Genomic DNA, 26,999 nt, shown 5'->3' with positions numbered 1-26,999 from the left:
AGACAAAGCTGATAAAGCTTAGAGCTCTTTGGGAGCTTCTTCTCCCTTATGCCAGCCAGTACGGTTAAGCATTTCTTTTACCGTAGGTAGGGCATTAATCATCGGGGGATCCATCTCATGAAGCTGAGCATAAACCGCCCAAATCACGGCAATAACAGGCACCGCGATAACGGCCCCCAGGAGGCCACCCAAGAAAGTACCTGCAGCTACCGCAATGCCCACAACCATCGGATGGAGACTAACTTGATGAGCCATGATCAGTGGTTGGAGGACATGCCCCTCAAGTTGTCCAATTGCAAAGATTCCAATTCCCACGATTAGGGCCGTGATCCACCCCTTGGTAGCTAAAGCGACGATCATGGCCACAAACATGGCAATGGGAGCGCCGATCAGTGGGATAAAAGCACCAATTAACACCAGCACCGAGGACGGAGCAGCTAATGGAACTCCCAGAATGCTAAGGAAAATGAAGACCATAAAAGCATCAGTTGAGGCGATGATCATCGTGCCACGGGCATATCCGGAAAAGGTATTCCAACCAACCGAAGCGGCAAGATGGGTCTTGAAACGATGCTCACGTGGAAGCTGATTAAGGCACCATTCCCACATTTTTTGGCCAGAGTAAAGAGTAAAAATTGAAACGAAAATGGCTAATACCAAGACCGTCATGATAATGGTGACATTGGCCGCATTAGTCATGATTTGATTGGCAATCGATCCGGTATTCTCGCTGAGGTAATGCAGGACCTCGCTTTGTTTGGTTGCCAACCATTTTTCTACATCGTCGATTTTTATAAAACGGTTAACACTGGGGCGGTCCGCCCAAACAACGATCTGATTGATGCCGTGACCGAACTGTGCGACGAGGACGGGCCAAGTACCGGCGACTGATGAAATTACATACGTGAACATACCAACCACAAGCGCTAAAGCGCCAATCAGCGTAATAAACGTAGCCAAGAGTCGAGGAAGGAAACGCGATAAAAAAGTGACAATTGGATTGAGAATAGCAGTGATGATTAGGCCAAGAAAAACGGCAAAAAAGACTTCTTGAATCTTCACTAAGAACATTAGCGCGCCCCACAGCACAATGGTGATGCCAATTAGTAACCAAGCATCAATTCCGGCGCGTGCCAGCCAGTGTGGAGCATAATTTCCAAGCGAAACTAGTGGCCGGGTTTTTCTGCGTTGCTTAGCAGCAGCTTGGCGGAGGGCTTTTCCTCTTGGCTTTGACATGATGCTCCTCAAAGTTGAGGTTATTCGACGGTGATTAAGGCAAGTAGTTCTGGGGGAGTGGCGAGGACCATGGTGGCCTGCGCTAGCTCATCTTGTGGCCCAAAGCCCCAAGCTGCCCCGATAGAATCAATTTGGTTGTTGACAGCCCCTTCAAAATCGTGGATTCGATCTCCGATAATTGCGCATTGACCAAGTTCCCCAAATTTATCTTGGAGAAGTTTGAGTGCGTGGGCGATAACCGCAGACTTGTCGGCCCGCTCTTCGCTCGCCCCAACTTGGACGTCTAGGTAGGGAGAAAAGCCGAGATGATCGGCAATTTCTTGAGCATATGGTTCAGACTTAGAAGTTGCCATAGCGGTATGAATTCCGGCCTCATGTGCACTCTTGAGCATTTCAATGATCCCAGGGAAGGCCGTGCCCTCGAGCATAACCGCTTGGTATTGCTGACGGTAGTGTTCCAAAGCGGCGGGAAGATCGTCCTCGGAAATCTGGGCGAACTCACGGAATGACTCGGTCAATGGCGGGCCAATATATTTTTGTAGTTCCGCATCGGTATGGTCAGCAACTCCGAATTCCTTGAAGGTAACTCTCAAGGCGGCCATGACCGGTGCCGAAGAGTCGGTCATAGTCCCGTCAAGATCGAACAAGAGCGTCTGATATTTGTAGCTAGAGGTCATAACCATAAGATTACTAGTTGTTTCGACAAGATTGGCCTCGACAAGGCCTAAGGGGTTAGATTGCGTGCTTTTACCTAACAAAAACAAAGCTGTGTGGCTTAAATCGCTTTTCTGAGTTTTGCATTTGGTGCTAATCGTGTTAATCTATCTCAGTCGCAAACGCGAACCCATTGCGCGGGTGGCGGAATAGGCAGACGCGCTAGCTTGAGGTGCTAGTTCCCAAATTTACGGGAGTGGGGGTTCAAGTCCCCCTCCGCGCACAGATACCCCGATCAGATTTGATCGGGGTTTTTGCTATCTATATCAGGCGCTAGTGCTTTTTGTGAGGTGCTGTCTTCGGCTGGTTTAAGATTGGAGCGCTGGCTTTTATTCGTAAACGCTGGCATGGCAGCGATAGTGACTCGAGGGTAGTTCCCGCTTTGTGGGTAGTTTCACCGTTTTTGTTATTTTCCTCGACTCGTTACAGGTGTGAATCATGCTATTATTTCTCCTAGCGTCCACCTTGGTGGGCGACTTCGCGCGCCCTTTAACTCTTGGGTTCGGTAAGTATTTGGTCTCAGTTCGCTGAGTTTAGCTTGCCGAGGGCGCTAGGACGCAGTCACGACCGTGACTGTGAAAACAACCGAAATAACTACTAAGGGCTTGGCCCTCGCACAAGGATACTTGTGTGTTCAAAAGGAGAATAATGGCTGTCGTTAAGATGAGCGAACTGCTACAGGCTGGCGTCCACTTTGGTCACCAGACTCGTCGTTGGAACCCGAAGGTGAAGCGTTTTATCCTCACCGAACGTAACGGTATTTACATCATCGACTTGCAGCAGACTATTGCTGACATTGACATCGCCTACGATTTCTTGAAGGAAACCGTTGCTCACGGTGGCACCGTCTTGTTTGTTGGTACCAAGAAGCAAGCACAGGCTGCTGTTCAGGAACAGGCTACCCGCGTTGGTATGCCTTACGTTAACCACCGCTGGTTGGGCGGTATGCTCACTAACTTCCAGACTGTTTCGGGTCGTATCTCGCGCATGAAGGAACTAGAGCAGATTGACTTCGAAGACGTAGCTGCTTCGCAGTACACCAAGAAGGAACTTCTCATGATGCGTCGTGAGAAGGACAAGCTATCGCGTACCCTAAACGGTATCCGTGACATGGTTAAGGTTCCTTCCGCTGTTTGGATCGTTGACACCAAGAAGGAACACTTGGCTGTTTCTGAAGCTCGCAAGCTCAAGATTCCAGTTGTTGGCATCTTGGACACCAACTGCGATCCTGACGAAATTGATTACCGCATCCCAGGCAACGACGACGCTATCCGTGCAGTTGCATTGCTTACTCGCGTGGTTGCAGATGCTTGTGCCGAAGGCCTAGTGGCTCGTTCTGGTGCACGCGCTAACCAGGAAGGTGAAGTTGCTGAAGGTCAGCCATTGGCCGAATGGGAACGCGAATTGCTAAACGCTTCGGAAGAAGCAGAAGCCCCAAAGACCGAAGAAACTGAAGCAGCTGCTCCAGCTGTGGAAGAGGTAGAAGCTAAGGTTGAAGCTCCAGCTGAAACTGAAGAAGCTACCCCCGAAGCCTGATTTTTACACCAAAGGAGCAAAAACTCATGGCAAACTACACTACCGCTGACATTAAGGCTCTGCGCGAGCAGACCGGCGCCGGCATGATGGACGTCAAGAAGGCACTCGATGAAGCTGAAGGCAACACCGAGAAGGCTCTTGAAATCATTCGCTTGAAGGGCATCAAGTCTCTTTCGAAGCGTGAAGGCCGCGCCGCTTCGGCCGGTTTGGTCTTGGTTAGCATTAGCGATCAGGCTGACGGCCAGGTTGGCGTAATGGTTGAAGTTAACTCTGAAACCGACTTCGTCGCCAAGAACGACAAATTCATCGAATTCGCAGACAAGGTCCTTGCTGCTGCCGTGGAATCCGGCGCACAGGATGTTGACCAGTTGCTTGCTGCTCCGGCAGACGGCGCTACCGTAAAGGATATGGTTGACGGTATCGCTGCTGTTATCGGTGAAAAGATTGTTGTTTCCCGTTTGGCTCGTGTTGAAGCTCCAGCAGTTACTTCCTACCTTCACAAGTCCAACCCAGACCTTCCTCCACAGGTTGGTGTTTTGGTTGGTACCGATAAGGAAGCTGCTGAAGTTGCTCACGATGTTGCCCTTCACATTGCTGCTTACCAGCCAGAATACCTCTCCCGTGAGAGCGTTCCAGCTGAGGTAGTTGAAAAGGAACGTGCAACTCTTGAAGAACTTACCCGTAATGAAGGTAAGCCAGAAGCTGCCCTACCAAAGATTGTGGAAGGTCGTATGAACGGCTTCTACAAGGAAAACGTTCTTCTCGATCAGCCATTTGCTAAGGACCCCAAGTCCTCGGTTGGCGAAATCGTTAAGGCTTCCAACGGTAACGTGGTTGCTTTCGTTCGTTTCCAGGTTGGCAACTGATTCTAGCCTTTGTTGACCCCCGAAGCCCCGGCTTCGGGGGTCAACTTTTTTAAACCTTGCGCTTGGCGCTTCACTAAACGCCAAATCTTTCTTAATTGCATTGTTTTTACCTGTCGTTAGGCACTTTTTCTAGGATAAGCGTGTAAAGTATTCTCTGAAAACCTGTTCAGGAGGAAACTTATGTCCAATGTTGAATCACCACGTCGGGTATTGCTAAAACTTTCGGGTGAAGTATTCGGTGGCGGTACTGTCGGACTTGACCCCGATGTCTTGTCTGGAATCGCCGAACAAATCGCTGCAGCCAATAAAGCTGGAGTGCAGATTGCTGTAGTTGTCGGCGGCGGTAACTTTTTCCGTGGAGCTGAGCTGAGCCAGCGTGGTTTCGACCGTGCTCGGGCTGACTATGTAGGAATGCTAGGGACGGTAATGAACGCATTGGCGTTGCAAGACTTCCTTGAGCAAAAAGGCGTTTCCACTCGCGTTCAGACCGCAATTGCTATGGGGCAAGTAGCTGAAAGCTATATTCCGCTTCGCGCTATCCGGCACCTAGAAAAAGGCAGAGTAGTCGTTTTCGGTGCTGGCGCTGGAATGCCATTCTTCTCTACTGATACTGTCGCTGCTCAGCGTGCGTTGGAAACCCGCTGTGATGAAGTCTTAGTCGCTAAAAACGGAGTAGATGGTGTTTACACCGCAGACCCCCGTCAAGATAAGACGGCTAAGAAGCTTTCCCACGTGACCTATCAGCAAGCCTTGGCGCAAGGTCTGAAGGTAGTCGATGCTGCCGCCTTCTCACTTTGCATGGACAACAACGTTAATATGCGTGTCTTCGGTATGAATGAACCAGGAAACGTTACCCGGGCACTCCTCGGCGAAGAAATTGGCACACTAGTTACCTCAGAAGAGAAAGAATAAAACATGATTGATGAAGCATTATTAGAAGCCGAAGACAAGATGGGCAAGGCAATTGAAGCTTGCCGTCATGAATTCGGCCAGATTCGAACTGGACGTGCCAACGCAGGTATGTTCAACTCCTTGATGGTGGAATACTACGGTGCTCCAACACCGATGCAACAACTTGCTTCCTTTCAGATTCCGGAAGCTCGCACTGTCTTGATCACTCCTTTTGACCGGGGTGCCACAAACGAGATCCTCAAGGCGATCCGCGAGTCCGACCTCGGTGTTAACCCGACTGACGATGGCAACGTAATTCGAGTCAGCTTGCCAGTCCTGACCGAAGAGCGTCGTAAGGAATACGTCAAACAGGCTAAGGGCAAAGCAGAAGATTCTCGCGTTTCTATCCGTGGCATTCGTCGTAAAGCTAAAGAAACCCTCGACAAGATCAAGAAAGACGGTCTTGCTGGAGAAGACGAAGTCGAGCGCGCTGAAAAGGAACTCGAAGCTCTGACTAAGCGTCACGTCGATCAAGTAGATGAACTACTAGCTACCAAGGAAGCAGAACTGCTTACCGTCTGATTGATGGATAAAGAACAAATAAAGGAACGTCGTCGAAAGCTGCGGGCAGCAAATGCTCCAGTCTTAGTGGGGCAGGAACCTAAACACCATAATCCGACCCCTAAAGCTGGAAGAAATCTCCCCGCAGCTATCGGCGTAGCAGTAGGGTTAGTGGCTCTACTGCTACTTTCCATGCTAATTCACCCGATCGGCTTCGTGATTCTAGCTAGCGTCGGGTGCATCATTGCCTTGCTAGAGATGCGCACTGCTTGTGAACGCGCCGGTGCTGATATTTCTTTCCCAGTTTTGGCAGTGGGAGCTGTCGGTATCCTTACTTCAGGCTACCGGCTAGGCTTGGAAGCGGCTTTTGTTTCGTTCTACGCGGCTGTAGCGGTTGTTTCTATCTGGCATTTACTGGCTGGAAAAAGTCCTAGAAGGACTGTTAGAAATATTGCTGCCTCAATTTTTTGTTTGGGATATGTTCCTTTACTTGCGGTCTTCGCGGTGTTAATGCTTATTCGGGGAGGCCCATGGGCTGTTGTACTTTTTGTGTTAGTGACTGTTGCTAACGATACTGGGGGATATGCAGCCGGAGTCTTGGCTGGAAAGCACCCTATGGCTCCTTCGATTTCTCCAAAGAAATCATGGGAAGGCTTCGCCGGTTCAGTCGCGGCAACGATCGCGGTTTCCATGATTGGCTTAACTCTACTTGGGGCAAATTGGTGGTGGGGACTCGTCCTCGGTTTGGCCAGCGCCGTTACTGCTACTTGTGGTGATCTGGCAGAGTCTTTGCTCAAACGAGACTTAGGGCTAAAAGATATGGGCAGCCTATTGCCTGGTCATGGCGGCATCATGGATCGGCTCGATTCCTTGTTAGTTACCGCTCCAGCGTGTTTCCTAATTATGAATACTGCGTTAGGGTGGTAGGGATGAAGCAACATGAAACAAAGCCGGCCAAGCGCTTGAGCTTGGCCGAGCTGAAAGCTAAAGCAAAACGTCAGGTTCTTCCCACTGATCAGCCACCAGAGGGGGCAACTTCTCCTGACGCCAAGCCAATCATTACTTTTAATGAGCGTAGGAAGGGCAAAGCTCCTTCTCATTTGGCCGATCTTGACATGGCGGGGCGGAAGGAGCTCCTAACCGCTTATGGGCTTCCTGCATTTAGGGCCGATCAGATTTCTCGTCATTATTTTGGACGCCAAGTTGTTGATCCTGCCCAGATGCCCGATTTGCCGGCACAAATGCATGAGAAAATTTCCGAAACGTTTTTCCCAACGTTGATTACTGATGTTCGTTCCCTTAAGGCAGATAAAGGACGAACCATCAAAACTGTTTGGGAATTATTTGACCAGACTCGAGTGGAATCAGTGCTGATGGGCTACCCAGGGCGCGCTACTCTTTGTGTGTCTTCTCAAGCGGGCTGTGGAATGGCTTGTCCATTTTGCGCAACTGGACAAATGGGTTTAACTCGTAACCTCTCAACTGGTGAAATTATTGAACAAGTTCGTGCAGCTATCACCACAGTCGCCGAGGGCGGCCTCGGCGAAGAAAACCAACGCCTAACGAATATCGTATTCATGGGGATGGGGGAGCCATTAGTTAACTATCGCGCAGTAGTTCAGGCTTTGCACCGTATCTGCGATCCAGTGCCGGAAGGCTTCGGCATGTCGGCGCGCAATATCACCGTTTCAACGGTTGGGCTAGTGCCTTCGATCTACAAGTTGGCAGAAGAAGGCTTGCCGGTCACCTTAGCGGTTTCTCTGCATGCTCCCGATGATGAACTTCGTGATGATCTAATCCCAGTTAATTCGCGTTGGAAAGTGAAAGAACTTTTAGATGCGGCATACCATTACTATGAGGTTACGAAGCGTCGTGTCTCGATTGAGTATGCGTTGATTAAGGATATGAATGATCATGTCTGGCGTGCTCAACTTTTAGCTGATGAGCTGAATCGTCGTGGTAGTGGTTGGGCACATGTGAACCCAATCCCTTTGAACCCGACCCCTGAGTCGATTTGGACAGCCTCAACTCCGGCTGCCCAACGTGCTTTCGTAGAAAAGCTACGGGAGTGTGGTATTACTACAACTATCCGCGATACTCGTGGATCCGATATTGATGGTGCTTGTGGGCAGTTAGCTACTGAAGTTAACCGAAATCAAGCTGCAGCAAGGAGAGCAAATGTCCGACATGTTCAATAAAGTGGGTGGCTTGCGCCGTGGCTATTCGGTTGCCGCAGTTAACCAGTTTATGGCTGACGCTAAGGTGTCCTACGAAGGCAAATCTGCTGCGGTAAATGCCGCAAAGGTACTCTCCGTTGTTTTCCCAGATGAAAAGGGTGGATACGATCGCGTGCAGGTTGATGCTACCCTTGACCGTTTGGCTTCAGCTTTTATTAAACGCGATCGTGCTGAGTTTGTTTCTCGACATGGACAGCAAGCTTGGCTTGACCGAGTGGCAGAGCGTGCAACTACTTTGTATCCACGACTCTTGCGTCCAGTGGGAGAACGTTTTGTACACCCAGGACGGGGTCAGCTTGGCTATAGTGCTGAGAGTGTAGATCCATTCTTAGATTTAGTTTCTGCCTTCTTTAATGAGGGTAAGGAATTGACGGCAAATCAAGTTCGCACTGTAGTCTTTAAGGCGGCTCGGGGCAAGAAGGCCTATGAGGAATCTGTGGTTGATGCATATCTCAACCGAGTGTTGGAAGTTTTGCTAGCAGTCGAATAGTCTTTTAAATGCGAAACGTATTTATTCTTGGTTCAACTGGGTCTATTGGTACTCAGTGTTTGGCTGTTATTGCCCAGAATCCCGAAAAGTTCAAAGTTGCTGGTCTTGCTGCCGGTGGCGGGAATCTATCGTTACTGGCAGAGCAGATTGTCACTTGGCAAGTGCCACGTGTTGCCCTAGCAAAGGGACATCATGATGAGCTATCAGAACTAGTTGCTCAGGCAGCGAAGAAACTTGGGCAGCCAGTTCCAAACTATGAGCTTTTGGTTGGGGTTGAAGCATCGTCTGACTTGGCTTTGGAAGCTCAGCCAGATGATGTGGTCCTCAATGGGATTACTGGGGCAATTGGGCTAGAACCCACGTTGGCCGCACTTAGCACGGGGGCAACGCTTGCTTTGGCTAATAAGGAATCCTTAGTGGTCGGGGGTGCCTTGGTGGTTAATGCCCTCAAACGCCCAGGACAAATCGTGCCGGTTGATTCCGAGCATTCCGCAATTTTCCAAGCGTTGCAATCCGGGCGCCATGAGCGTGGTTTAACCAGCACGGTCCTCTCGGGTAAGAGTGATGTAGCTAAGCTAATTTTGACCGCTTCGGGGGGACCTTTCCGAGGACGTAAACGTGCCGATCTCGAGTCGGTGACGGTAGCTCAGGCTTTGCACCACCCGACCTGGCAGATGGGGCCAGTGGTGACGATTAACTCTTCGACTTTAATGAATAAGGCCCTTGAGTTTATCGAGGCTCAGTTGCTTTTTGATGTGCCACCAGCAGATATTATTCCAGTGATCCATCCGCAGTCACACATTCATTCGATGGTGCAGTGGATCGATGGCTCAACCATTGCACAGACTTCGCCTCCAACAATGATGATTCCTATCGCTCTTGGCCTTTCATGGCCTAAAAGACTTTCACAGGTAGCGCCCCCAAATACATTTGAACAACCTTTTTCGTGGGACTTTGAACCAGTAGACTTGGAAGCTTTTCCCGTAATGCGTTTAGCCCAATGGGCAGCTAGCGCCGGTGGGACAGCACCGGCAGTGATGAATGCAGCGAACGAAGTTTGTGTTGAGGCTTTCCTAGCTGAACAAATCCCATTTTTAAAAATTATTGATACCGTCATGGAAGTTTGTCAGGGGCATGAAGTACTTGTGCCACAAAGTGTCGCGGAACTTAACGAGGTAACACAAGCAGCTACGGCGAAAGCACGGCAGCTAATTCAGGCGAAAGCTAAGTAAGGATTTCGGAGGAATTCTTTGGGTTTTATTATTGGCGTTCTGGTGCTATTGATCGGCTTAGTGTTCTCTGTAGGGATTCACGAGTTGGGACATTTGTTGCCGGCTAAGCGTTTCGGCGCAGGTGTACCGCAATATGCTATCGGTTTTGGCCCGACCCTTTGGAAAAAACAAATTGGTTCAACCAGCTACCAGATAAAAGCTATTTTATTGGGCGGTTTTGTTCGCATTCTAGGGATGCTACGTCCAACTCCGATTCCTTCTCGGGAGGGGAAACAGGATTCTGCGCAGGTAATAGAAGCTCGTACGGAATCGGCTAAAGAGATAGCTGACCACCCAAACATGAAACCATTCTATCTTTTGAAATGGTGGCAAAAAGTGATCGTCATGTTTGGCGGTCCATTTACTAATCTTGTGCTGGCAGTAATTTTTACTACTTTTGCTTTCAGTGTCTTTGGGACCTTACAGCCAACCCTAACGCTAGAAAAAGTTACCTCATGCCAAGCAACTTCAGCTACGGTTAGCCAAAGCGAAGCGCAACCAAAGATTTGTGCGGCACATGAAGCGGGTTTAGCACCAGGGGATACGATCCAATCTTGGAATGGGCAAGAGCTTAAATCATGGCATGATTTGAGCACAAAAATTTATGAATCGACTCCAAACCAGCCAGTCAAGGTAACTTATGTCAGAAATGGTACTTTGGCTGAAACTGAGGTTACCCCGCAAGCATATGAAGGACATTCCTTAGTTGGAATCGCTCCCCATTCTGATGTGTGGCGAATTTCGATTTCTGGTTCCATGCGGATGGTTTGGGATCAAATGATCGGCACCGCAGGCTTGATTATGCGCCTTCCGCAGGCTGTTTACGAACGGACTACCCAAATTTTCGGTTATAACCTAGAGCAAAAAAATGTTCCACTTTCGGTTGTCGGGGTAGTTTCTTTGGGAGGAAAACTTGGGAGCAACGGGGGAGACTCCGTGACTTTAGCGATGCGCATTCCCGCATTTTTGAGCTTATTGGGTAGCTTAAATATTGCTCTTTTTGTCTTCAACCTAATTCCCCTGTTGCCGCTAGATGGCGGACACATTCTGGGGGCTTTATTTGAAGGGGCTCGTGGATTTGTCTCGAAAAAGCAAGGAAAGCCAGATCCAGGGGCAGCCGACATGGCGCGATTAGTGCCACTATCTTTAGCTGTAGCAGGATTATTATTAGTTATGACGGTTATCCTTATGGTAGCCGATATCGTGGCACCGTTAGTTTGACGGTGCGGTGAGGAATGGAAGAAAAATTGAGTAGTGAAGTTTCTTTGGGGATCCCAACGGTAAAAAAGCCACGGGAGTTAATCCGTCCTCGGAAAAAGACTCGCCAGATTAAGGTGGGGAGTGTCCTAGTTGGGGGAGATGCCCCAGTTTCAGTGCAGTCTATGACGACCACCAAAACCCACGAAATCGGTCCAACTTTGCAACAGATTGCTGAACTTACTGCTGCTGGCTGCGATATTGTCCGTGTGGCGTGTCCGCGACAAGAAGACGCAGACGCCTTGTCGGTGATTGCTAAGCAGTCAAATATTCCCGTGATTGCTGACATCCATTTCCAGCCTAAATACGTCTTCGCTGCGATCAAGGGTGGTTGTGCAGCAGTACGAGTTAACCCAGGCAATATTCGTAAATTCGATGATCAGGTGAAAGATATTTGCCAAGCTGCCAGCGACTACGGTTGCTCTCTTCGCATTGGCGTCAATGCTGGTTCACTCGACCCACGTTTGTTGAAGAAATACGGCAAAGCTACCCCAGAAGCTCTAGTCGAGTCTGCTGTCTGGGAAGCCTCCTTGTTCGAAGAACATGGGTTCCATGATTTTAAGATTTCGGTAAAACACCATGATCCAGTGACGATGGTCCGTGCCTATGAGCTACTTTCGGAGCAGGGCGATTGGCCATTGCACTTAGGGGTGACCGAAGCTGGTCCCGCTTTCCAAGGCACCATCAAGTCGGCAACCGCATTTGGCGCCTTGCTGTCACGAGGCATTGGGGACACGATTCGGGTTTCGCTTTCGGCACCGCCGGTGGAGGAAGTCAAAGTCGGGATCGAAATCCTGCAGTCTTTGGGTTTGCGTGAGCGCACTTTGGAAATCGTTTCCTGCCCATCATGCGGTCGTGCCCAGGTTGACGTTTATAAGTTGGCTGAGGACGTTACCGAAGGTTTGAAGGATTTGAAAGTGCCCTTGCGCGTGGCGGTAATGGGCTGTGTGGTTAATGGTCCGGGCGAGGCCCGTGAAGCCGACCTCGGTTGTGCTTCTGGTAATGGTAAGGGACAGATCTTTATTAAGGGCGAGGTCGTGGCCACTGTCCCCGAAGACCAGATCGTACCTACACTAATTGAAAAGGCAAATGAACTAGCTGAAAAGATGGGCTTGGAAGCTGGTTCGGGTGAAGTTGAAGTTTTAGCTTAAAATAGCTTTCAGACACTACAGTAAGTGACTTACAGATAGGGAACATTGTGTTAAGTAATATGTCATCTTTCTTCGTGCGAACCTTGCGCGAAGATCCTGCTGATGCCGAAGTAAATAGCCACAAGCTTTTGGTTCGAGCTGGTTATATTCGCCGAGTTGCCCCTGGGGTTTACTCTTGGTTGCCCTTGGGCCTGCGCGTTCTGCGTCAGGTTGAGCAGGTAGTGCGCGAAGAAATGAATGCTGCTGGTGCTCAGGAAGTTTTGTTCCCTGGGTTGCTACCTCGCGAGCCATACGAAGCAACTAATCGCTGGAATGAATACGGGCCGAACTTGTTCCGTCTGGCCGATCGTCGTGGTAATGACTATCTGTTGGCGCCAACCCACGAAGAAATGTTCACCTTGTTGGTGAAGGATTTGTACTCTTCGTACAAGGATTTGCCACTTACTTTGTATCAAATCCAGACTAAGTATCGTGACGAAGCTCGTCCTCGTGCTGGCTTGATTCGCGGCCGCGAATTCGTGATGAAAGATGCCTATTCGTTCGATTTGACTGATGAAGGCTTGGACGAGTCCTACAATGCGCAGCGTCGTGCTTACCAGCGCATTTTTGCGCGTCTTGGCTTGGAAGTAGTAATTTGTGCCGCTACTTCGGGCGCTATGGGTGGTAGCCGTTCGGAAGAGTTCCTTCACCCGTGTGAGATCGGTGAAGACACCTTCGTTCGTTCTGCAGGTGGCTATGCCGCAAATGCCGAGGCCGTGACTACCGTGGCTCCACCGGAGCAGGATTATTCTCAGATTCCTGCTGCTCATGTGCATAAGACTCCGGGAGCTAAGACAATCGCTGATTTGGTTGATCTAGCTAATCGTGATTTCCCACGTTCAGACCGTCCTTGGGAAGCGGCAGATACGCTCAAGCATGTCATGGTGACCTTGGTTCATCCTGATGGTCGTCGCGAAGTGGTCGGTATTGCTTTGCCTGGCGATCGTGAAGTTGACTTGAAGCGAGTTGAAGCTGCATTTGCCCCAGCTGAAGTCGAAGTTTCCACCCCAGAAGATTTGGCAAAGCACCCAGAATTAGTGGCCGGTTACATTGGCCCTCAGGTGTTAGGTCCGCAGTCCCCAGCTCGTGCAGGACAGCCAGATGATGCGGAAGAACTTGCCGGAGTTCGTTATTTCCTTGATCCTCGTGTGGTTACTGGTACCGCTTGGATTGCAGGGGCCAATGAAGCTGATCTGCACGTAGTTAACTTGGTTAAGGGCCGCGATTTCGAAGCTGACGGGGTAATCGAAGCAGCTGAAATCAAACCTGGCGATCAGGCTCCTGACGGTTCTGGTCCGCTTGAAATTGCTCGCGGTATCGAGGTCGGCCATATTTTCCAGTTGGGTCGGAAGTACGCTAAGGCACTTGGCCTGACTGTGCTGGATGAAAATGGTAAATCGCAGGTTGTAACCATGGGTTCCTACGGGATCGGCGTCTCCCGCGTAATGGCGGCCTTGGCAGAACAAAACTGCGATGAGCAAGGTCTAAAGTGGCCGCTTTCCTTGGCTCCGTTCCAAGTTCACGTTTTGGCAACTGGTAAGGGCGAAGAAATTTTCGAAACCGCTCAGAACCTTGCTAAGGATTTGGCTAAAGACTTCGAAGTACTCTATGACGACCGTTTGAAGGTTTCGGCCGGCGTGAAGTTTGCTGATTCCGAACTACTGGGTATGCCATTTGTTTTGGTTGTTGGTCGTGGACTAAAGGACGGTAAGGTAGAACTGCGTAACCGTCGTACTGGCGAGAAGGAAGAGCTACCAGTTGAACAAGCCGCTGAAGCGGTTCGTGAGGCTATCGCCAAGGCTAAGGAGGAAAACTGATGGCTATTCGTGAGATCCGGGTAGTTGGAGACCCAGTACTGCGAACTCCTTGCGATCCGATCACCGACACTAAATCGGCGGCAGTGCGCACCTTGGTGGAAGATTTGCTCGAGGGCGTAGACATGGAAGGCCGAGCGGGCCTCGCAGCAAACCAGATTGGTGTGTCTCTACGAGCATTCTCCTGGAATATCGATGGCGAAATTGGCTATGTGCTCAATCCCAAGATCGATGCGCTAGATTTTGACGAATACCAGGACGGGGATGAAGGCTGCTTGTCGGTACCTAACCTCTGGTTCCCCACCAAGCGTGCCTGGTATGCGCGAGTTACTGGGATCGACCTCGATGGCAAGCCTGTGGTGGTCGAAGGGGAAGAACTTATGGCTCGTTGTCTACAGCATGAGTGCGACCACCTAGAGGGTATGCTCTACCTTGATCGACTTGATCGTGCTACTCGTGGCAAAGCTATGCGTGAAGTACGCAAGCTAATGGACTGATAACTAAAAGATAGTCGCAAATAGGATACACCCGCTGACTTGATGTGCTAGCCTAGTCTCAGGATAGCTCGTCATCTCGCGGGTGTATCTTTATTTATGTCCTGCTCTGCCCTTGGGGTCTTAACTTAGGAGAAATAATGCTCAGTGACATTGAAATTGCCCGCCAATGCAAAATGCGTGAAATTGACGAAGTAGCGAAGGATTTGTCACTAGCTGCTACCGAAGTAGAACCCTATGGTCGCTATAAGGCGAAAGTGAATGTAGGTAAGCTCTCCCAGGAGCGTCAAGGCAAAGTGGTTCTAGTTACCGCTGTTTCTCCGACTCCTGCTGGTGAAGGAAAGACCACGACTTCAGTCGGTCTGGCTGATGCGCTAGCTTTACGTGGGAAGAAAGCCATGCTCTGCCTACGCGAACCCTCGATGGGGCCTGTATTTGGAATGAAGGGCGGGGCGGCCGGCGGCGGCTATGCGCAAGTCGTTCCGATGGAAGACATTAACCTCAATTTTACCGGCGATTTTGCGGCCATTGCGTTAGCCCACAATCTGCTTGCTGCCATGATCGATAACCACCTTCATCATGGAAATGAGCTACGCCTAGATGCTCGACAGATTTGGTGGAAACGTGTAGTTGATATGAACGACCGCGCTCTACGCCAAATCTCTGTCGGTCTTGGCGGGCCGTTAAATGGCTTTGTTCGCGAGGACGGATTCGACATCGTAGCCGCTTCAGAAATTATGGCGATTGTTTGTCTAGCATCTGATTTGGCTGATTTACGTTCCCGCTTAGGAAAGATCGTCGTTGGTCTCGACCTTGATAAGAATCCTGTAACTTGTGAACAGATTGGTGCTGCGGGCGCTATGGCCGTGATTCTCAAGGACGTCCTCGGTCCAAATCTAGTACAAACCTTGGAAGGCAACCCAGCTTTTGTTCATGGTGGACCTTTTGCCAATATCGCTCACGGGTGCTCCACGCTAACCGCTACCCACGCCGCCCAGAAACTTGCGGATATCGTGGTTACCGAGGCTGGTTTTGGAGCTGACTTAGGTGCAGAAAAGTTCTTTGATATTAAGTGTCGTGCCGGTCAGATTCAGCCGACTGCAGTAGTTTGCGTCGCAACCATTCGCTCCATTAAATACAACGCGGGAGTGGCCCGCCCCGACCTTGATCAGCCAAATATTGAAGCAGTTCAAGCTGGGGCAGTAAACCTCTTGCGTCACGTTGAGAATCTCCAGGAAGTTTTTGGACAGCAAGTTTTGGTGGCATTAAATCGCTTCGCGGCGGATACCGACGAAGAAATCGCTGCCTTACGCGAACTTGTACCAGTCCCTGTCGTCGTTTCAACTCACTTTGCAAATGGGGGAGAGGGCGCTTTGGAACTCGCAGACGCAGTACTCGAAATGCTAGAGGCGCCAACTCCAGAACTACGACACGCCTATGAACTCACTGACAGTTACGAGCAAAAAGCCTTGGATCTAGCTAAACGGGTCTATCGCGCGAGTGAAGTTACTTGGTCCCCCGGAGCGAAACGTCGACTGGGAATTATCGCAGCTGCAGGCTATGAAAACTTGCCAATCTGTGTGGCCAAGAATCAATACTCTTTCTCCGCAGATCCGAAAGCCTTGGGGGCTCCCAGCGGCCATACCCTTCACATTCGGGAAGTACGTTTGAGTGCAGGTGCCGGTTTTATTGTCCTGGTCGCTGGCGACATGATGACCATGCCAGGCTTGCCAAAGCAACCAGCTGCGTTGGGCATGGAAGTCGATGCAGATGGCAATATTATTGGTCTTTCCTAAGGTTTGAACTGAAAAAGCTGCTTAAGCGTTAGGGCTAAACTTTGACAAGTGGGCACCTGCGCGGCATACTGAAAACGCACGCCGCGCAGGTGCCCACTTAATTTGAGGACGTAGGGGAAGACGACCCTCAGATATTTAGGAGGCCACCAATGAAAGGTTCGTTGACCCGCGGTGTACTTTTCGTGCACACTTCGCCAAGGGCGTTATGCCCACATATTGAATGGGCCGCAACTGATGTTTTGGGTTATCCGGTAAAACTTGTCTGGACCGCGCAACCAGCAGCCCCTGATTTTGTTCGATGTGAGGTGGCTTGGACTGGACCGATTGGCACGGGCGCAAAACTCACCTCCGCTTTGAGAGGATGGGATCATCTGCGCTTCGAAGTAACTGAAGAAGCTACTGCTTCGACCGATGGTTCACGTTGGTCCCATACCCCCGAACTTGGTATTTTCCATGCACAAATGGACACATGCGGGAACACCGTAGTGCCTGAAGATCGAATTCGTCAAGCAATGTTCGAAAGTAAAAACGATCAAGAATTCCGTTCCCGTCTTTCACTAGCACTTGGAACTGCTTGGGATGAGGAACTAGAACCATTCCGCTACGCCGGTGACGGGGTACCAGTTCGATGGCTACATAGAGTAGGCTAAGCACTATGGCTGGATTAGAAGAACTTGCCGCGTTAAAGGCTGCCCTAGAGGCCGAAGCAGACCCGATGTCGCAAGATGAGGATACGCCAGATGATCCTATCGAGGGCGGGTTAACGGCAGAATCTCAAGCGGAGCAAGTAGCAACCACTGAGTCCCAAAAAGAGGAAGTAGTCAGGATCCTCTTACCTCATTTGGCGATAGCGCCCGAGGAAATGACTCCTGCGCTTTCTTTAACTCAAGCTGGACTGGGCAAGATTGCACGTTGGACAGTAGCTACTGCTATCGAACAAGAACTAAAGATTACTTTGCCAGACAGTGAAATTTTGAACTGGAAAACTCTAGAAGATATCTTCGCTTCGATAGAAAACCCACAGATTTAAAAGCAAAATAAAGAAAAATTTTCTGGAAGCTATTTTTCTTACGATTGAGGTCGCGAGGATAGGAACAAGGCCCTAGAATTATCGTGCAATGCCGATAATACGGCGCTCTATCGAACCACGGAGTTTGCTATGACAGCCACTCGTTTAGAACATGACCTGCTTGGGGCGCGCGAAGTACCCGCTGATGTGTACTGGGGAATCCATACCCTAAGAGCTATGGAAAACTACCAGATCTCGGGCAGGACCATGAATCAATACCCGGAAATGATCCGGGCCATGGTAAAAGTTAAGAAAGCTTGCGCCCTTGCTAATGGCGACCTTGGTACCATGCGAAAGTGGCGTGTGAAGGCAATCGTTAAAGCATGCGATGCTATCTTGGACAAGGGCCTGTGTATGGATCAGTTCCCGATCGATCAGTTCCAAGGTGGCGCAGGAACCTCGGTGAATATGAACACCAATGAGGTTATTGCCAATCTTGCTCTGGAAATGATGGGGCGTCCACGCGGTGATTATCAAGTCCTAGATCCTAATGATCACCTCAACCGCTCGCAATCAACTAATGACACATTTCCGACGGGGCTTTGCCTAGCCTTTTACGAACAAGTGCAAGCTTTCCGAGTGGAACTAGCGCGGCTCGTTCAGGCATTTGCTGACAAAGGTCTCGAGTTCCGGGATGTTCTAAAGATGGGACGTACCCAGTTGCAGGATGCCGTGCCTATGACTCTGGGACAAGAAATGGCTGCCTTCGCTGTGAACTTAGCAGAAGAAGACGCACGTTTGGAAAATAATGCCAATCTATTGTTGGAAACCAATCTAGGTGCCACTGCTATCGGTACCGGACTAAATACCCCTCCTGGGTATCGAGAGAGGGTAGTGGAACGTCTGCGTGAAGTTACAGATTCTCCGATCGTTGGTGCCTCGAATTTGATCGAAGCGACCCAAGACACTGGGGCTTATGTTTCCATGCATGGTACTTTGAAACGCACGGCTACTAAGCTCGCTAAGATTTGTAATGATTTGCGACTACTTTCTTCCGGTCCACGCGCCGGCCTCGCAGAAATCAAACTACCACAGCGAGCCGCAGGCTCTTCGATCATGCCGGCAAAGGTAAATCCGGTAATTCCTGAAGTTGTGAACCAAGTCTGTTTTAAGGTTTTTGGAAACGACGTGACGGTGACCATGGCCGCACAAGCAGGACAGCTACAGTTGAACGTCATGGAGCCAGTCATCATGGAAGCTTTGCACGAATCACTAGTACTGCTCACTAACGGTTGCCGAACACTACGTGAGTTCTGTGTGGAAGGTTTGGAAGCGAACCGGGAAGCTTGCCACGATTACGTGATGAACTCTATCGGCATTATTACCTATTTCAATGACATCATTGGTCACGCTAATGGTGATGCGATTGGTAAGGAAGCAGCAGCAACTGGGGCACAAGTTAGAGACCTAGTAATTGCTAAGGGACTCTTGACTGAAGAAGAAGTTGATGAAATCCTCAGCCCAGACAATCTAGCTACGCCGGCGTACCACGGCATCCTGGAAGAAAACTTCGATGAGAATGAACCAGTGCCAGAAGAGTTCGCACCTATTCTTCCGATTCCAAACTACGATGAAATGTAGTTGGCGTTAAACAAATAGTTGGGGCCCAAGCAATTTGCTTGGGCCCCAACTATTTGACTAAAAGCTAGTTTGTGCCAAACGAATATGGAAACAGAAGTGGGGGTGTTACCGCGATATGCAGTAACACCCCCACAAAGTAACTAGCTAACGATTACTCAGTTCTCGCCAGCGTCAGAACCTGAGGTTCCAGCGTTAACATTGAAGAGATCGTACTTGTCGATTGCTTGCTTGACCACGGTCTTGTCAACCTGGCCGGAAGCAGCCAACTGGCTAAGAGCACCAACAACCATCGATTCAGCATCGATGAAGAAGTGGCGACGAGCGGCAGGACGGGTGTCCGAGAAGCCAAAGCCATCAGCACCGAGTACCAAGTATTCACCTGGAACCCACTTGCGGATCTGATCTTGTACCAAGTGATCGTAATCTGAGGTGGCCACGAATGGGCCGTCAACTTCAGAAAGCTTCTTAGTCAAGTAAGGAACTTCTGGAGCTTCTTCTGGGTGGAGGAGGTTGTGCTTATCGCAAGCCATGCCGTCACGACGCAGTTCGTTCCACGAGGTGACCGACCAAACCGAAGCATTAACGCCCCAATCCTTAGCGAGTAGTTCCTTCGCCTTAACCGCCCACGGAACACCGACACCAGAGGCGAGCAAGTTAACCTGAGGGCCATTACCATCAGCAGGTGCCACCTGGTGGATACCCTTGATGATGCCTTCAATGTCTACATTCTCGGGCTCTGCTGGCTGGTGCATTGGCTCGTTGTAAACCGTCAAGTAGTACATGACGTTCGGATCGCGATCCTTAACCGGACCGTACATACGCTCCAAACCATCCTTAACAATGTAAGCGATTTCGTAGGCGTAAGCTGGGTCGTACTGCACGACGGCAGTGTTGGTACCGGCAATGAGTGGCGAGTGGCCATCCATGTGCTGGGTACCTTCACCAGCTAGGGTGGTACGGCCAGCGGTAGCACCAATGATAAAGCCGCGGCAGAGCTGGTCGCCGGCAGCCCAGAACTGATCTGCCGTACGCTGGAAACCGAACATCGAGTAGAAGATGTAAACCGGAATCATCGGTTCGCCGTGAGTCGCGTAGGAAGTACCAGCAACCTGGAAAGCAGCAGCCGAACCAGCTTCGTTAATGCCGGTGTGGAGGATCTGTCCCTGTTGTGATTCGCGGTAAGACAACATCATGGAAGCATCTACTGGAGTGTAGTTCTGACCATGAGTGTTGAAGATCTTAGCCGATGGGAAGATCGCATCGAGGCCGAAGGTACGAGCTTCGTCCGGAATGATCGGAACGATGCGGTTACCCATTTCTTTGTCACGGATAATGTCCTTAAGCATCTTCACGAAAGCCATGGTGGTAGCGACTTCTTGCTTACCTGAACCCTTCTTGAAAGTCTCAAAGACCTTTGGGTTAGGCATTGGAAGTTCGCCATGCTGACGTGGACGCGAAGGTAGGAAGCCACCTAGTGCTTCACGACGTTCAAGCATGTACTGGTATGCCGGGTGATTTGGCTCTGGCTTGTAGTAAGGAGGCATGTATGGATTCTCTTCCAACTGTTCGTCAGTGAAAGGAATCTGTAGACGGTCACGCAATGCCTTGAGGTCATCGAGTGCCAGCTTCTTCATCTGGTGAGTTGAGTTACGGCCAGCGAAGTTAGTACCCAAAGAGTAACCCTTAACCGTATGAGCCAAAATAACAGTCGGCTGACCGGTGTGTTCCATGGCAGCCTTGTATGCCGAGTAGACCTTGCGGTAATCGTGGCCACCACGCTTCAGAGCCCAAATCTGGTCATCCGTCCAATCCTTGACCATTGCCTTGGTGCGAGGATCGCGGTTGAAGAAGTGCTCACGGATGAAGGCACCATCGTTAGCGCGGAAGGACTGGAAGTCACCGTCAAGGGTTTCGGTCATCAAGTTAACGAGGGCGCGATCCTTATCGGCATTCAATAGAACGTCCCATTCACGACCCCAAACGACCTTGATGACGTTCCAGCCAGCACCACGGAAGAACGCTTCAAGTTCTTGCATGATCTTGCCGTTACCACGAACTGGGCCATCGAGACGCTGCAAGTTACAGTTAATCACGAAGGTAAGGTTGTCCAGCCCTTGCTGAGCAGCTAGCTGCAACATACCACGCGATTCTGGCTCGTCCATTTCACCGTCGCCCAAGAAAGCCCAAGTGTGCTGCTGGGAGGTGTCTTTGATGCCGCGCATGTGCAAGTACTTATCGAACCATGCCTGGTAAATGGCTTCTGCTGGCCCTAGACCCATAGAAACGGTTGGGTATTCCCAGAACTCTGGCATCTGACGCGGGTGTGGGTAGGAAGGAATGCCGTGGTCGTGGCTTACTTCTTGGCGGAAACCATCGAGATCGTCCTCGGTCAAGCGACCTTCGAGGAACGCACGAGCGTAGTTACCGGGGGAGCAGTGACCCTGGAAGAAGACATGGTCGCCGCCACCTGGATGGTTCTTGCCACGGAAGAAGTGGTTGAAGCCAACTTCGTACAAAGTTGCTACCGAGGCGTATGACGAAATGTGGCCACCGACCTTGACACCCGGGCGCTGAGCGCGGGTTACCATTACTGCGGCGTTCCAACGAATCCAACGACGGTATTCGCGTTCAGTTGCTTCGTCGCCGGGGAAATAAGGTTCTTGATGCACCCCAATGGTGTTGACGTATGGGGTGGTAAGTGATTGTGGGACTGAAACGTTCTTTAGACGTGCTTCACGAAGCATCGACAAAAGGATGTAGCGCGCACGCGGTCCACCCTTTTCATCAATCAAACCGTCTAGGGACTCAACCCATTCTTTAGTTTCTTCCGGATCGATATCCGGAACCTGGCTGAGTAGTCCGTTAATCAGGGGGCTGGTCTCGTTGAGTTCGCTCACGGATCCTTCTTCCACTGCTTGCTGGCGCCAACAGCGGCGCCACCGAATAGATACCCTTCTATTATGTACGATTTATTGGAAAAATACAGGTGCACTTGGGACTAGCGGCCTATGAATTTTCCCATAATCAGTGAAAAGTTAACGATTTGGTACTTAATTTTCGTGAGTTGTTGCGAAAAACGTGAAAATCTGGTTACTTATTGAGGAGAAATATTTAGGCGTAAGCCACCCATTAGAAAGGGGATCACCTGCAGTGTCAGGCGACGAGATTCGCACCAATTTCGCATTCGGTGCGGGTGCAGTAGTGCAAGAGTTCTATTTTGATGACGATTGTGATCAGGCGATTCGAACTGCGATTGAAGCGGAAACCAAAGAAGAACTAGTCGATGAAGATTATTCCGATATGGTTGACGGGGCAATCATTTGGTGGCGTGCCGAGGATGGAGAGGTAGAAGATCTTACCGACCTTTTGGTTGATGCAGCTTCCAATCTTGACGGTTCGGGTACTCTTTGGGTACTCACTCCCAAGGCCGGTGATGAGCAACACGTTCCACCATTTGAAGTGAATGAAGCCGCAAAAGTGGCAGGGTTAAACGCTACTACCGCTACTGCTCTTGGGAAACGTTGGGCTGGTACACGGTTGACCTCTCGAGGTCGCGCTTAGTCTTAGTGTTTGGGAAGCGCTCTGCCTCGGTTAAGTGTTAGGGTGATCACCGAAATACGATTTGACTTCATCGAATATTCGGGTAGTATTTCTACTCGTGCTTCTCGCTTCGGCAGAGAAGAAAGGGCCTGTAGCTCAGCTGGTTAGAGCACTTGGTTTACACCCAAGGGGTCGTCGGTTCGAATCCGGCCGGGCCCACCCTTGCTAAAATAGTCACCATGACTAACAAAAATTTTCCAAAGTTGTCTCAAGTTTTAGAGATTCTTGAAGACCTATACCCCAAAAGCTTGGCACAAGACTGGGATAAGGTTGGTCTGATCGTAGGCGATCTAGACCAAGAAGTTAAATGCATTCAATTAGCTCTCGAACCCGTACGGGCCACAGTAGATGAAGCTATTGCTAATCAAGCCGATCTTTTACTAGTCCACCATCCACTGTATCTACGTCCCACAAGTTTTCTGCCCGCAGCAGATCCCAAAGGGGGATTGGTTGTCGATCTGATTAAACATGATTGTGCACTTTTTAATGCTCACACTAATGCAGATGCGGCAGAACAAGGGGTAAATACTGCTCTGGCTCAGTTACTGGGAGTGCGAAGGGTAGATGTGCTAGAGAAAGTCGATCATCCGCAACACCCAGGTATGGGAGTCGTGGGAAAGCTTTCGTCCCCTATGACCTTAGCAGCGTTTGCACATCAAGTAGCAACAGCGCTTCCTGCTTCTCCTCATGGCATTCTGGTTGGTGGGGATTTAGAGGATCAGGTTGAAACAGTTGCGATTTGTTCAGGTGCTGGTGACAGTCTGCTTGAAACGGCGCGTAAATGTGGTGCTGATGTCTATGTCACTGCAGACCTTAGACATCATCCAGCTAGTGAACACTTGGCGGGTGGTAAACCCTACTTAATCAATGCTTCGCACTGGGCAACCGAAACTGTCTGGCAAAATTTGGCGAAGCCAGCGTTATTAGCAGCCTTTGCCGCGCGTGGAATGACTTGTGAAGTAAAAGTCTCTACACTGGTCACAGAACCATGGAATCTTTCGCTTCCGACCACTGAAAGTGAGCAAAAATGAAGGCTAGCGCCAAGCAACAACAAGCTTTATTGGTAATGCAGAAATGCGATACTGCATTGGCTCGATTGACATACGATGCTCAGCATCTGCCCGAACATGAGCAGCTCCGCGAGCTAAAACAAGCACGGGAAGTAAAAACTCGTGAGATTGCTAGCCTCCAAGCTAACCTTTCTGATTACCGTCGAGAGGCCAGCAAAGTGGCAAATGATGTTGAACGTATGCAAGCTCGCATTGAGGTACTAAACCAGCGACTTGATGCTAGTGCGGGGAGTCCCAAAGAACTCGCCAATATGCAAGAAGAGCTAGATAACGTTACCGCTCGACTAGATTTGGTGATGGAAAAACAATGGGAAGGCGATGACGAACTGAAGAAACAGCAAGCGCAAATCGATTCCATTCGTACCGAAAGCGAAAACCTTAGCCAGCAAATTAATGAACTAACGGCAAAGCGTGACGCGCAAATTGCTGATCTGCAAAGTCAAGCTCAGCCATTAATCGATGAGCGAAAGGCTCACATGGTCATTGCTGGACCAGAACTTACCCGCGAATACGATGCTATTCGGAAATCAACCGGTGGTATTGGAGCAGTAGCCTTACGGGGACGCTCGATCGATGGGATGTCTGTCCAGTTCACTCCCGCAGAATGGGATCGGATCCGTAAAGCACCTTCTGATGAGGTACTTGTGAGTGAAGATCACGAATGGATCATGGTGAGAGTCGATGACTGAGACCAAACAGGATACTTATCTCATCCTAGTTCGCCATGGAGCTACGGCCTACACTGAAAATGGCCAGCTTTGTGGAGGTAGTGACCCGATCGATCCAGATCTCTCGGCCAATGGTTTAGCTCAGGTTAAAGCTGCTACCGCACTAGTGGGAAAGATTGGAAAGCAACATTTCGATTGGATTCCCACACCAAGTGCGCTTTACTCTTCGCCAGTTCGTCGTGCTCATCAACTAGGCGAGCTACTCTCTGCCGAGTTGGGGCTTGCGATGAAAGTTGATGAACGTGCTCGAGAAATCGGAGTAGGAGAAGCTTTTGGTGCCAACATGGCTCAGCTTTGGGAAGAATACCCAGGTTTGGCCCATCGCTGGATTTCGGGTGAAGACTTATGGGCCGGGCTCGAACCACTCAACAATATGTGCGACAGATTGTCAGATTTCACTGATGAACTCTGGGCTCAGCATGAAGGCAAAACGGTGGTGCTAGCTTGCCATGAAATTGTCACTAGGATCATTCTGGGACAGTCTCTTGGGTGGCAGCCAGAACAAGTTATGCAGCTTGAGATTCCTTTAGCATCAACACAGATTTTGCATCGTTTACCCTCTGGACGAGTCAACCTAGTCGCATTCGGTTTAGCACCAAGTTTAGGTAACTTGGCTGACTAGAAAAATCTTAAACACAAGTTGTGGGGCTAAGGATAATCCTTAGCCCCACAACTTGTTTGGTTAAAGTTTAGACGTAGAAAGTAACCTCGGGGTATACCTTCAAAGTAAAGAAATCAACGATACGGCTAATACCTACCGCCACGAAGCTGATTGCAATCATGTAGACCATGACCGTGCCAGAGAAAAGTGGGCTCAAAAGTACCAAAATGCCGATTATCACCAGCATCAAACCGGTAAAGGAAAAGCCTCGGCCTCGACCTGGGAAAAGTTGATGGAGCTTAATCCCAGCCACAATCCTTAACAAGCCAAAGAAGATGAACCAAATTGCTAAGAAAACTGGCAGCAAAAGTGCTTGTTCAGCCTGAGAACCAGTGAGCAAAATTAATGACAGGATAATGGTGACAACTGCCATCAAAATACCGTAACCCGAGCGACGGGATGCGGGCAGGGATAACTGGAACCAAAGATCAAAAATCCCGCCGAAAAGCACGCTGAAGGAAAAGAACATGCCGAAGAAAGTCAAGCTCCAAAGGGGAGAGACGAACATAAAAAAGGCGGTTAAAAGGTACAAGATGCCGACCACGAGGGCGGCCCAATCACGTTTAGCTTTCATTTTTTCTCCTAAAAAAAGACTACGCTTCAGCATAGTCCTCTAAGCTAATAATTGCCCTGAGATAAGTGTTGAGATTGGACTAAAGGCTGCAGTGCGGCTATGGTGAAAGGAGTCTAAAAGAAAGAGGTAAAAATGGACAAGCAACGCTCGCTCTTGCTAACTAACCCAACCTTGCGGGCACTGCTTCTCATTGTTTTCTTCACCTATAGCGCCCAGAACATGCTAAACGTGTCAATCGCACCGCTAGCTCGCTCCCTGCAACTAGCTGAGTGGGCAGTTGGTTTAGCAGTCTCCTTAGCTGCACTATTTGTTACCTCTTTATCGTCATTTTGGGGAGTTAAATCTCTCGACTGGGGAAGACGACGAGTACTGTTAATCGCGCTAACCTTAGCTTTGAGTGCGGCTATTATTTTTTCAGCAGCAGTGGTTTTGCGGTCCGAGGGCGTAATTGGCTCGGCCAGTGCGACTACCGCAATTGTCTTGGCTCGTGGTGCCTTCTTTGGGGCGGCAGTTTCAGCTATTCCCCCTACGGGGCAAGCGCTCATTGCGACCCTCACCCCAGATGAGGCTTCTCGAGTTCGCGGTATGAGTGCTTTTTCCGGAGCAATCAGTGCCTCCATTATGGTTGGTTCCCTAGTCTCATCAGCTCTTGGGGCATGGAATATTTATGGTCCGGTGCACGCTACTGGCATCTTAATTGCCTTTGCCCTAGTCACCTGCTTTTTCTTTGTGCCAGTTACCCCGCCACCACCGAAAAAAGAGAAACCGGTTAAGGTCTCTTGGCGAGATCCTCGGATCCTTCCATGGATTCTTGCCGGCCTCGGCATGTTTTTTACTAATGGGATCGTTCAAATTACCACTGGTTTTGTGGCTCAAGATCGTCTTGGTCTAAGTCCAGAAAAAGCTATGCCGGTAACTGGTGGTTTATTGTTAGCTGGCGCTTGTGGGGCAATGCTAATGCAGATTGTGATTGTGCCCCGACTTGGAACTACTCCCCGAAAACTTGTGCGTTGGGGACTGGTGATCGCTCTACTCAGCCTAATTGGCTATGGCACAGTTACTTCATTCAGCCTTTTGGCACTTTCCGCCTTTGGTGTTGGGGTAGGGATGGGAACAGTCTCTCCAGGTTACAATGCGGGTGCTTCCCTAGAGGTGGAAAAACATGAATTAGGTGGGGTCGCCGGGGTACTGAACGCAGCCGGTGCAGTTACCTGGATTATTGGTCCAGTTAGCGCTACCAGCTTATACAGTTGGAACTCGTATGCGCCCTTTATTGTAGCTGGGGTGGCTCTATTGGCCTCAACCATTTTGGCTTGGCTGCACCCAACTTTCCGACGTCCGACTCCAGTGATTAGTGACTAAA

Annotated in this window: 25 protein-coding genes and 2 tRNA genes; 23 read left to right on the top strand and 4 right to left on the bottom strand. The window is 50.0% G+C overall.

What is annotated here, in order from left to right:
• Positions 1–18: 18 nt before the first annotated feature.
• Together BK816_RS05285 and BK816_RS05280 are read right to left on the bottom strand one after the other, a co-directional pair.
• Positions 19–1,236 (bottom strand): AI-2E family transporter, encoded by a 1,218-nt coding sequence (locus tag BK816_RS05285; protein ID WP_071164243.1) that lies wholly within the window; start codon positions 1,234–1,236, stop codon positions 19–21.
• Positions 1,237–1,256: 20 nt separating this feature from the next.
• Complete coding sequence (locus tag BK816_RS05280; RefSeq protein ID WP_170299669.1) at positions 1,257–1,913, bottom strand: HAD hydrolase-like protein; 657 nt, start codon at positions 1,911–1,913, stop codon at positions 1,257–1,259.
• A gap of 172 nt (positions 1,914–2,085) precedes the next feature.
• Between BK816_RS05280 and BK816_RS05275 the strand changes: the two genes are divergently transcribed.
• From BK816_RS05275 to aspA, 17 genes are all read left to right on the top strand, one after another.
• Positions 2,086–2,173, top strand: a tRNA-Leu gene (locus tag BK816_RS05275).
• 425 nt (positions 2,174–2,598) lie between these two features.
• Complete coding sequence (gene rpsB / locus BK816_RS05270) at positions 2,599–3,486, top strand: 30S ribosomal protein S2 (protein ID WP_071164241.1); 888 nt, start codon at positions 2,599–2,601, stop codon at positions 3,484–3,486.
• Positions 3,487–3,512: 26 nt separating this feature from the next.
• Positions 3,513–4,352: a translation elongation factor Ts gene (gene tsf, locus BK816_RS05265; protein ID WP_071164240.1), complete on the top strand. Its 840-nt coding sequence runs from the start codon at positions 3,513–3,515 to the stop codon at positions 4,350–4,352.
• Between the two features lie 180 nt (positions 4,353–4,532).
• Positions 4,533–5,264, top strand: a complete 732-nt coding sequence (pyrH, locus tag BK816_RS05260; protein ID WP_071164239.1) for a UMP kinase — start codon at positions 4,533–4,535, stop codon at positions 5,262–5,264.
• A gap of 3 nt (positions 5,265–5,267) precedes the next feature.
• Positions 5,268–5,825 carry a ribosome recycling factor gene (gene frr / locus BK816_RS05255; protein WP_071164238.1) on the top strand — a complete coding sequence of 186 codons (558 nt, stop codon included), beginning with the start codon at positions 5,268–5,270 and terminating at the stop codon, positions 5,823–5,825.
• 3 nt (positions 5,826–5,828) lie between these two features.
• Entirely contained in the window at positions 5,829–6,731 is a 903-nt protein-coding gene (locus BK816_RS05250; protein ID WP_083379087.1) for a phosphatidate cytidylyltransferase, read from the top strand.
• Between the two features lie 2 nt (positions 6,732–6,733).
• A complete protein-coding gene (rlmN, locus tag BK816_RS05245) occupies positions 6,734–8,002 on the top strand; it encodes a dual-specificity RNA methyltransferase RlmN (RefSeq protein ID WP_071164237.1) in 1,269 nt (422 codons plus the stop codon).
• Entirely contained in the window at positions 7,983–8,531 is a 549-nt protein-coding gene (locus BK816_RS05240) for a DivIVA domain-containing protein (RefSeq protein WP_071164236.1), read from the top strand. The genes rlmN and BK816_RS05240 overlap by 20 nt, the downstream gene beginning before the upstream one ends.
• An 8-nt stretch (positions 8,532–8,539) precedes the next feature.
• A complete protein-coding gene (gene dxr / locus BK816_RS05235) occupies positions 8,540–9,763 on the top strand; it encodes a 1-deoxy-D-xylulose-5-phosphate reductoisomerase (RefSeq protein WP_071164235.1) in 1,224 nt (407 codons plus the stop codon).
• A gap of 18 nt (positions 9,764–9,781) precedes the next feature.
• Entirely contained in the window at positions 9,782–11,023 is a 1,242-nt protein-coding gene (locus BK816_RS05230; protein WP_071164234.1) for a M50 family metallopeptidase, read from the top strand.
• A gap of 26 nt (positions 11,024–11,049) precedes the next feature.
• Positions 11,050–12,210: a flavodoxin-dependent (E)-4-hydroxy-3-methylbut-2-enyl-diphosphate synthase gene (ispG, locus tag BK816_RS05225; protein ID WP_418214804.1), complete on the top strand. Its 1,161-nt coding sequence runs from the start codon at positions 11,050–11,052 to the stop codon at positions 12,208–12,210.
• A 47-nt stretch (positions 12,211–12,257) separates the two neighbouring features.
• Positions 12,258–14,066, top strand: coding sequence for a proline--tRNA ligase (locus BK816_RS05220; protein ID WP_071164232.1), 1,809 nt, complete (start codon positions 12,258–12,260; stop codon positions 14,064–14,066).
• On the top strand, positions 14,066–14,560 hold the full coding sequence (locus BK816_RS05215; RefSeq protein ID WP_071164231.1) for a peptide deformylase: 495 nt from the start codon (positions 14,066–14,068) through the stop codon (positions 14,558–14,560). Before BK816_RS05220 ends, BK816_RS05215 begins: the two co-directional genes overlap by 1 nt.
• Before the next feature lie 137 nt (positions 14,561–14,697).
• Complete coding sequence (locus BK816_RS05210; RefSeq protein WP_071164230.1) at positions 14,698–16,353, top strand: formate--tetrahydrofolate ligase; 1,656 nt, start codon at positions 14,698–14,700, stop codon at positions 16,351–16,353.
• 149 nt (positions 16,354–16,502) lie between these two features.
• Positions 16,503–17,003 carry a DUF3145 domain-containing protein gene (locus BK816_RS05205; protein ID WP_071164229.1) on the top strand — a complete coding sequence of 167 codons (501 nt, stop codon included), beginning with the start codon at positions 16,503–16,505 and terminating at the stop codon, positions 17,001–17,003.
• Between the two features lie 5 nt (positions 17,004–17,008).
• On the top strand, positions 17,009–17,383 hold the full coding sequence (locus BK816_RS05200) for an acyl carrier protein (RefSeq protein WP_071164228.1): 375 nt from the start codon (positions 17,009–17,011) through the stop codon (positions 17,381–17,383).
• Positions 17,384–17,512: 129 nt separating this feature from the next.
• Positions 17,513–19,003 (top strand): aspartate ammonia-lyase, encoded by a 1,491-nt coding sequence (aspA, locus tag BK816_RS05195; protein WP_083379086.1) that lies wholly within the window; start codon positions 17,513–17,515, stop codon positions 19,001–19,003.
• Positions 19,004–19,158: 155 nt separating this feature from the next.
• On the opposite strand, the gene aceE is transcribed toward aspA, so the two are convergent.
• On the bottom strand, positions 19,159–21,900 hold the full coding sequence (gene aceE / locus BK816_RS05190) for a pyruvate dehydrogenase (acetyl-transferring), homodimeric type (protein WP_071164227.1): 2,742 nt from the start codon (positions 21,898–21,900) through the stop codon (positions 19,159–19,161).
• Between the two features lie 253 nt (positions 21,901–22,153).
• Between aceE and BK816_RS05185 the strand changes: the two genes are divergently transcribed.
• From BK816_RS05185 to BK816_RS05165, 5 genes are all read left to right on the top strand, one after another.
• Positions 22,154–22,564: a DUF3052 domain-containing protein gene (locus BK816_RS05185; RefSeq protein WP_236842297.1), complete on the top strand. Its 411-nt coding sequence runs from the start codon at positions 22,154–22,156 to the stop codon at positions 22,562–22,564.
• A gap of 124 nt (positions 22,565–22,688) precedes the next feature.
• Positions 22,689–22,762, top strand: a tRNA-Val gene (locus BK816_RS05180).
• 20 nt (positions 22,763–22,782) lie between these two features.
• Positions 22,783–23,634, top strand: a complete 852-nt coding sequence (locus BK816_RS05175; protein ID WP_071164226.1) for a Nif3-like dinuclear metal center hexameric protein — start codon at positions 22,783–22,785, stop codon at positions 23,632–23,634.
• Complete coding sequence (locus tag BK816_RS05170) at positions 23,631–24,362, top strand: zinc ribbon domain-containing protein (protein ID WP_071164225.1); 732 nt, start codon at positions 23,631–23,633, stop codon at positions 24,360–24,362. Before BK816_RS05175 ends, BK816_RS05170 begins: the two co-directional genes overlap by 4 nt.
• Positions 24,355–25,023, top strand: a complete 669-nt coding sequence (locus BK816_RS05165) for a histidine phosphatase family protein (protein ID WP_071164224.1) — start codon at positions 24,355–24,357, stop codon at positions 25,021–25,023. Before BK816_RS05170 ends, BK816_RS05165 begins: the two co-directional genes overlap by 8 nt.
• A gap of 67 nt (positions 25,024–25,090) precedes the next feature.
• Here BK816_RS05165 and BK816_RS05160 read toward each other — a convergent pair whose 3' ends face one another.
• A complete protein-coding gene (locus tag BK816_RS05160; protein WP_071164223.1) occupies positions 25,091–25,636 on the bottom strand; it encodes an HdeD family acid-resistance protein in 546 nt (181 codons plus the stop codon).
• A 132-nt stretch (positions 25,637–25,768) separates the two neighbouring features.
• Between BK816_RS05160 and BK816_RS05155 the strand changes: the two genes are divergently transcribed.
• Positions 25,769–26,998, top strand: a complete 1,230-nt coding sequence (locus tag BK816_RS05155; protein ID WP_071164222.1) for an MFS transporter — start codon at positions 25,769–25,771, stop codon at positions 26,996–26,998.
• Position 26,999: the final 1 nt, after the last annotated feature.

Source organism: Boudabousia tangfeifanii, assembly GCF_001856685.1.
Lineage (GTDB): Bacteria > Actinomycetota > Actinomycetes > Actinomycetales > Actinomycetaceae > Boudabousia > Boudabousia tangfeifanii.
Note: the sequence above shows the minus strand (reverse complement) of the source record. Positions and strands in the feature narration are given on the sequence as shown.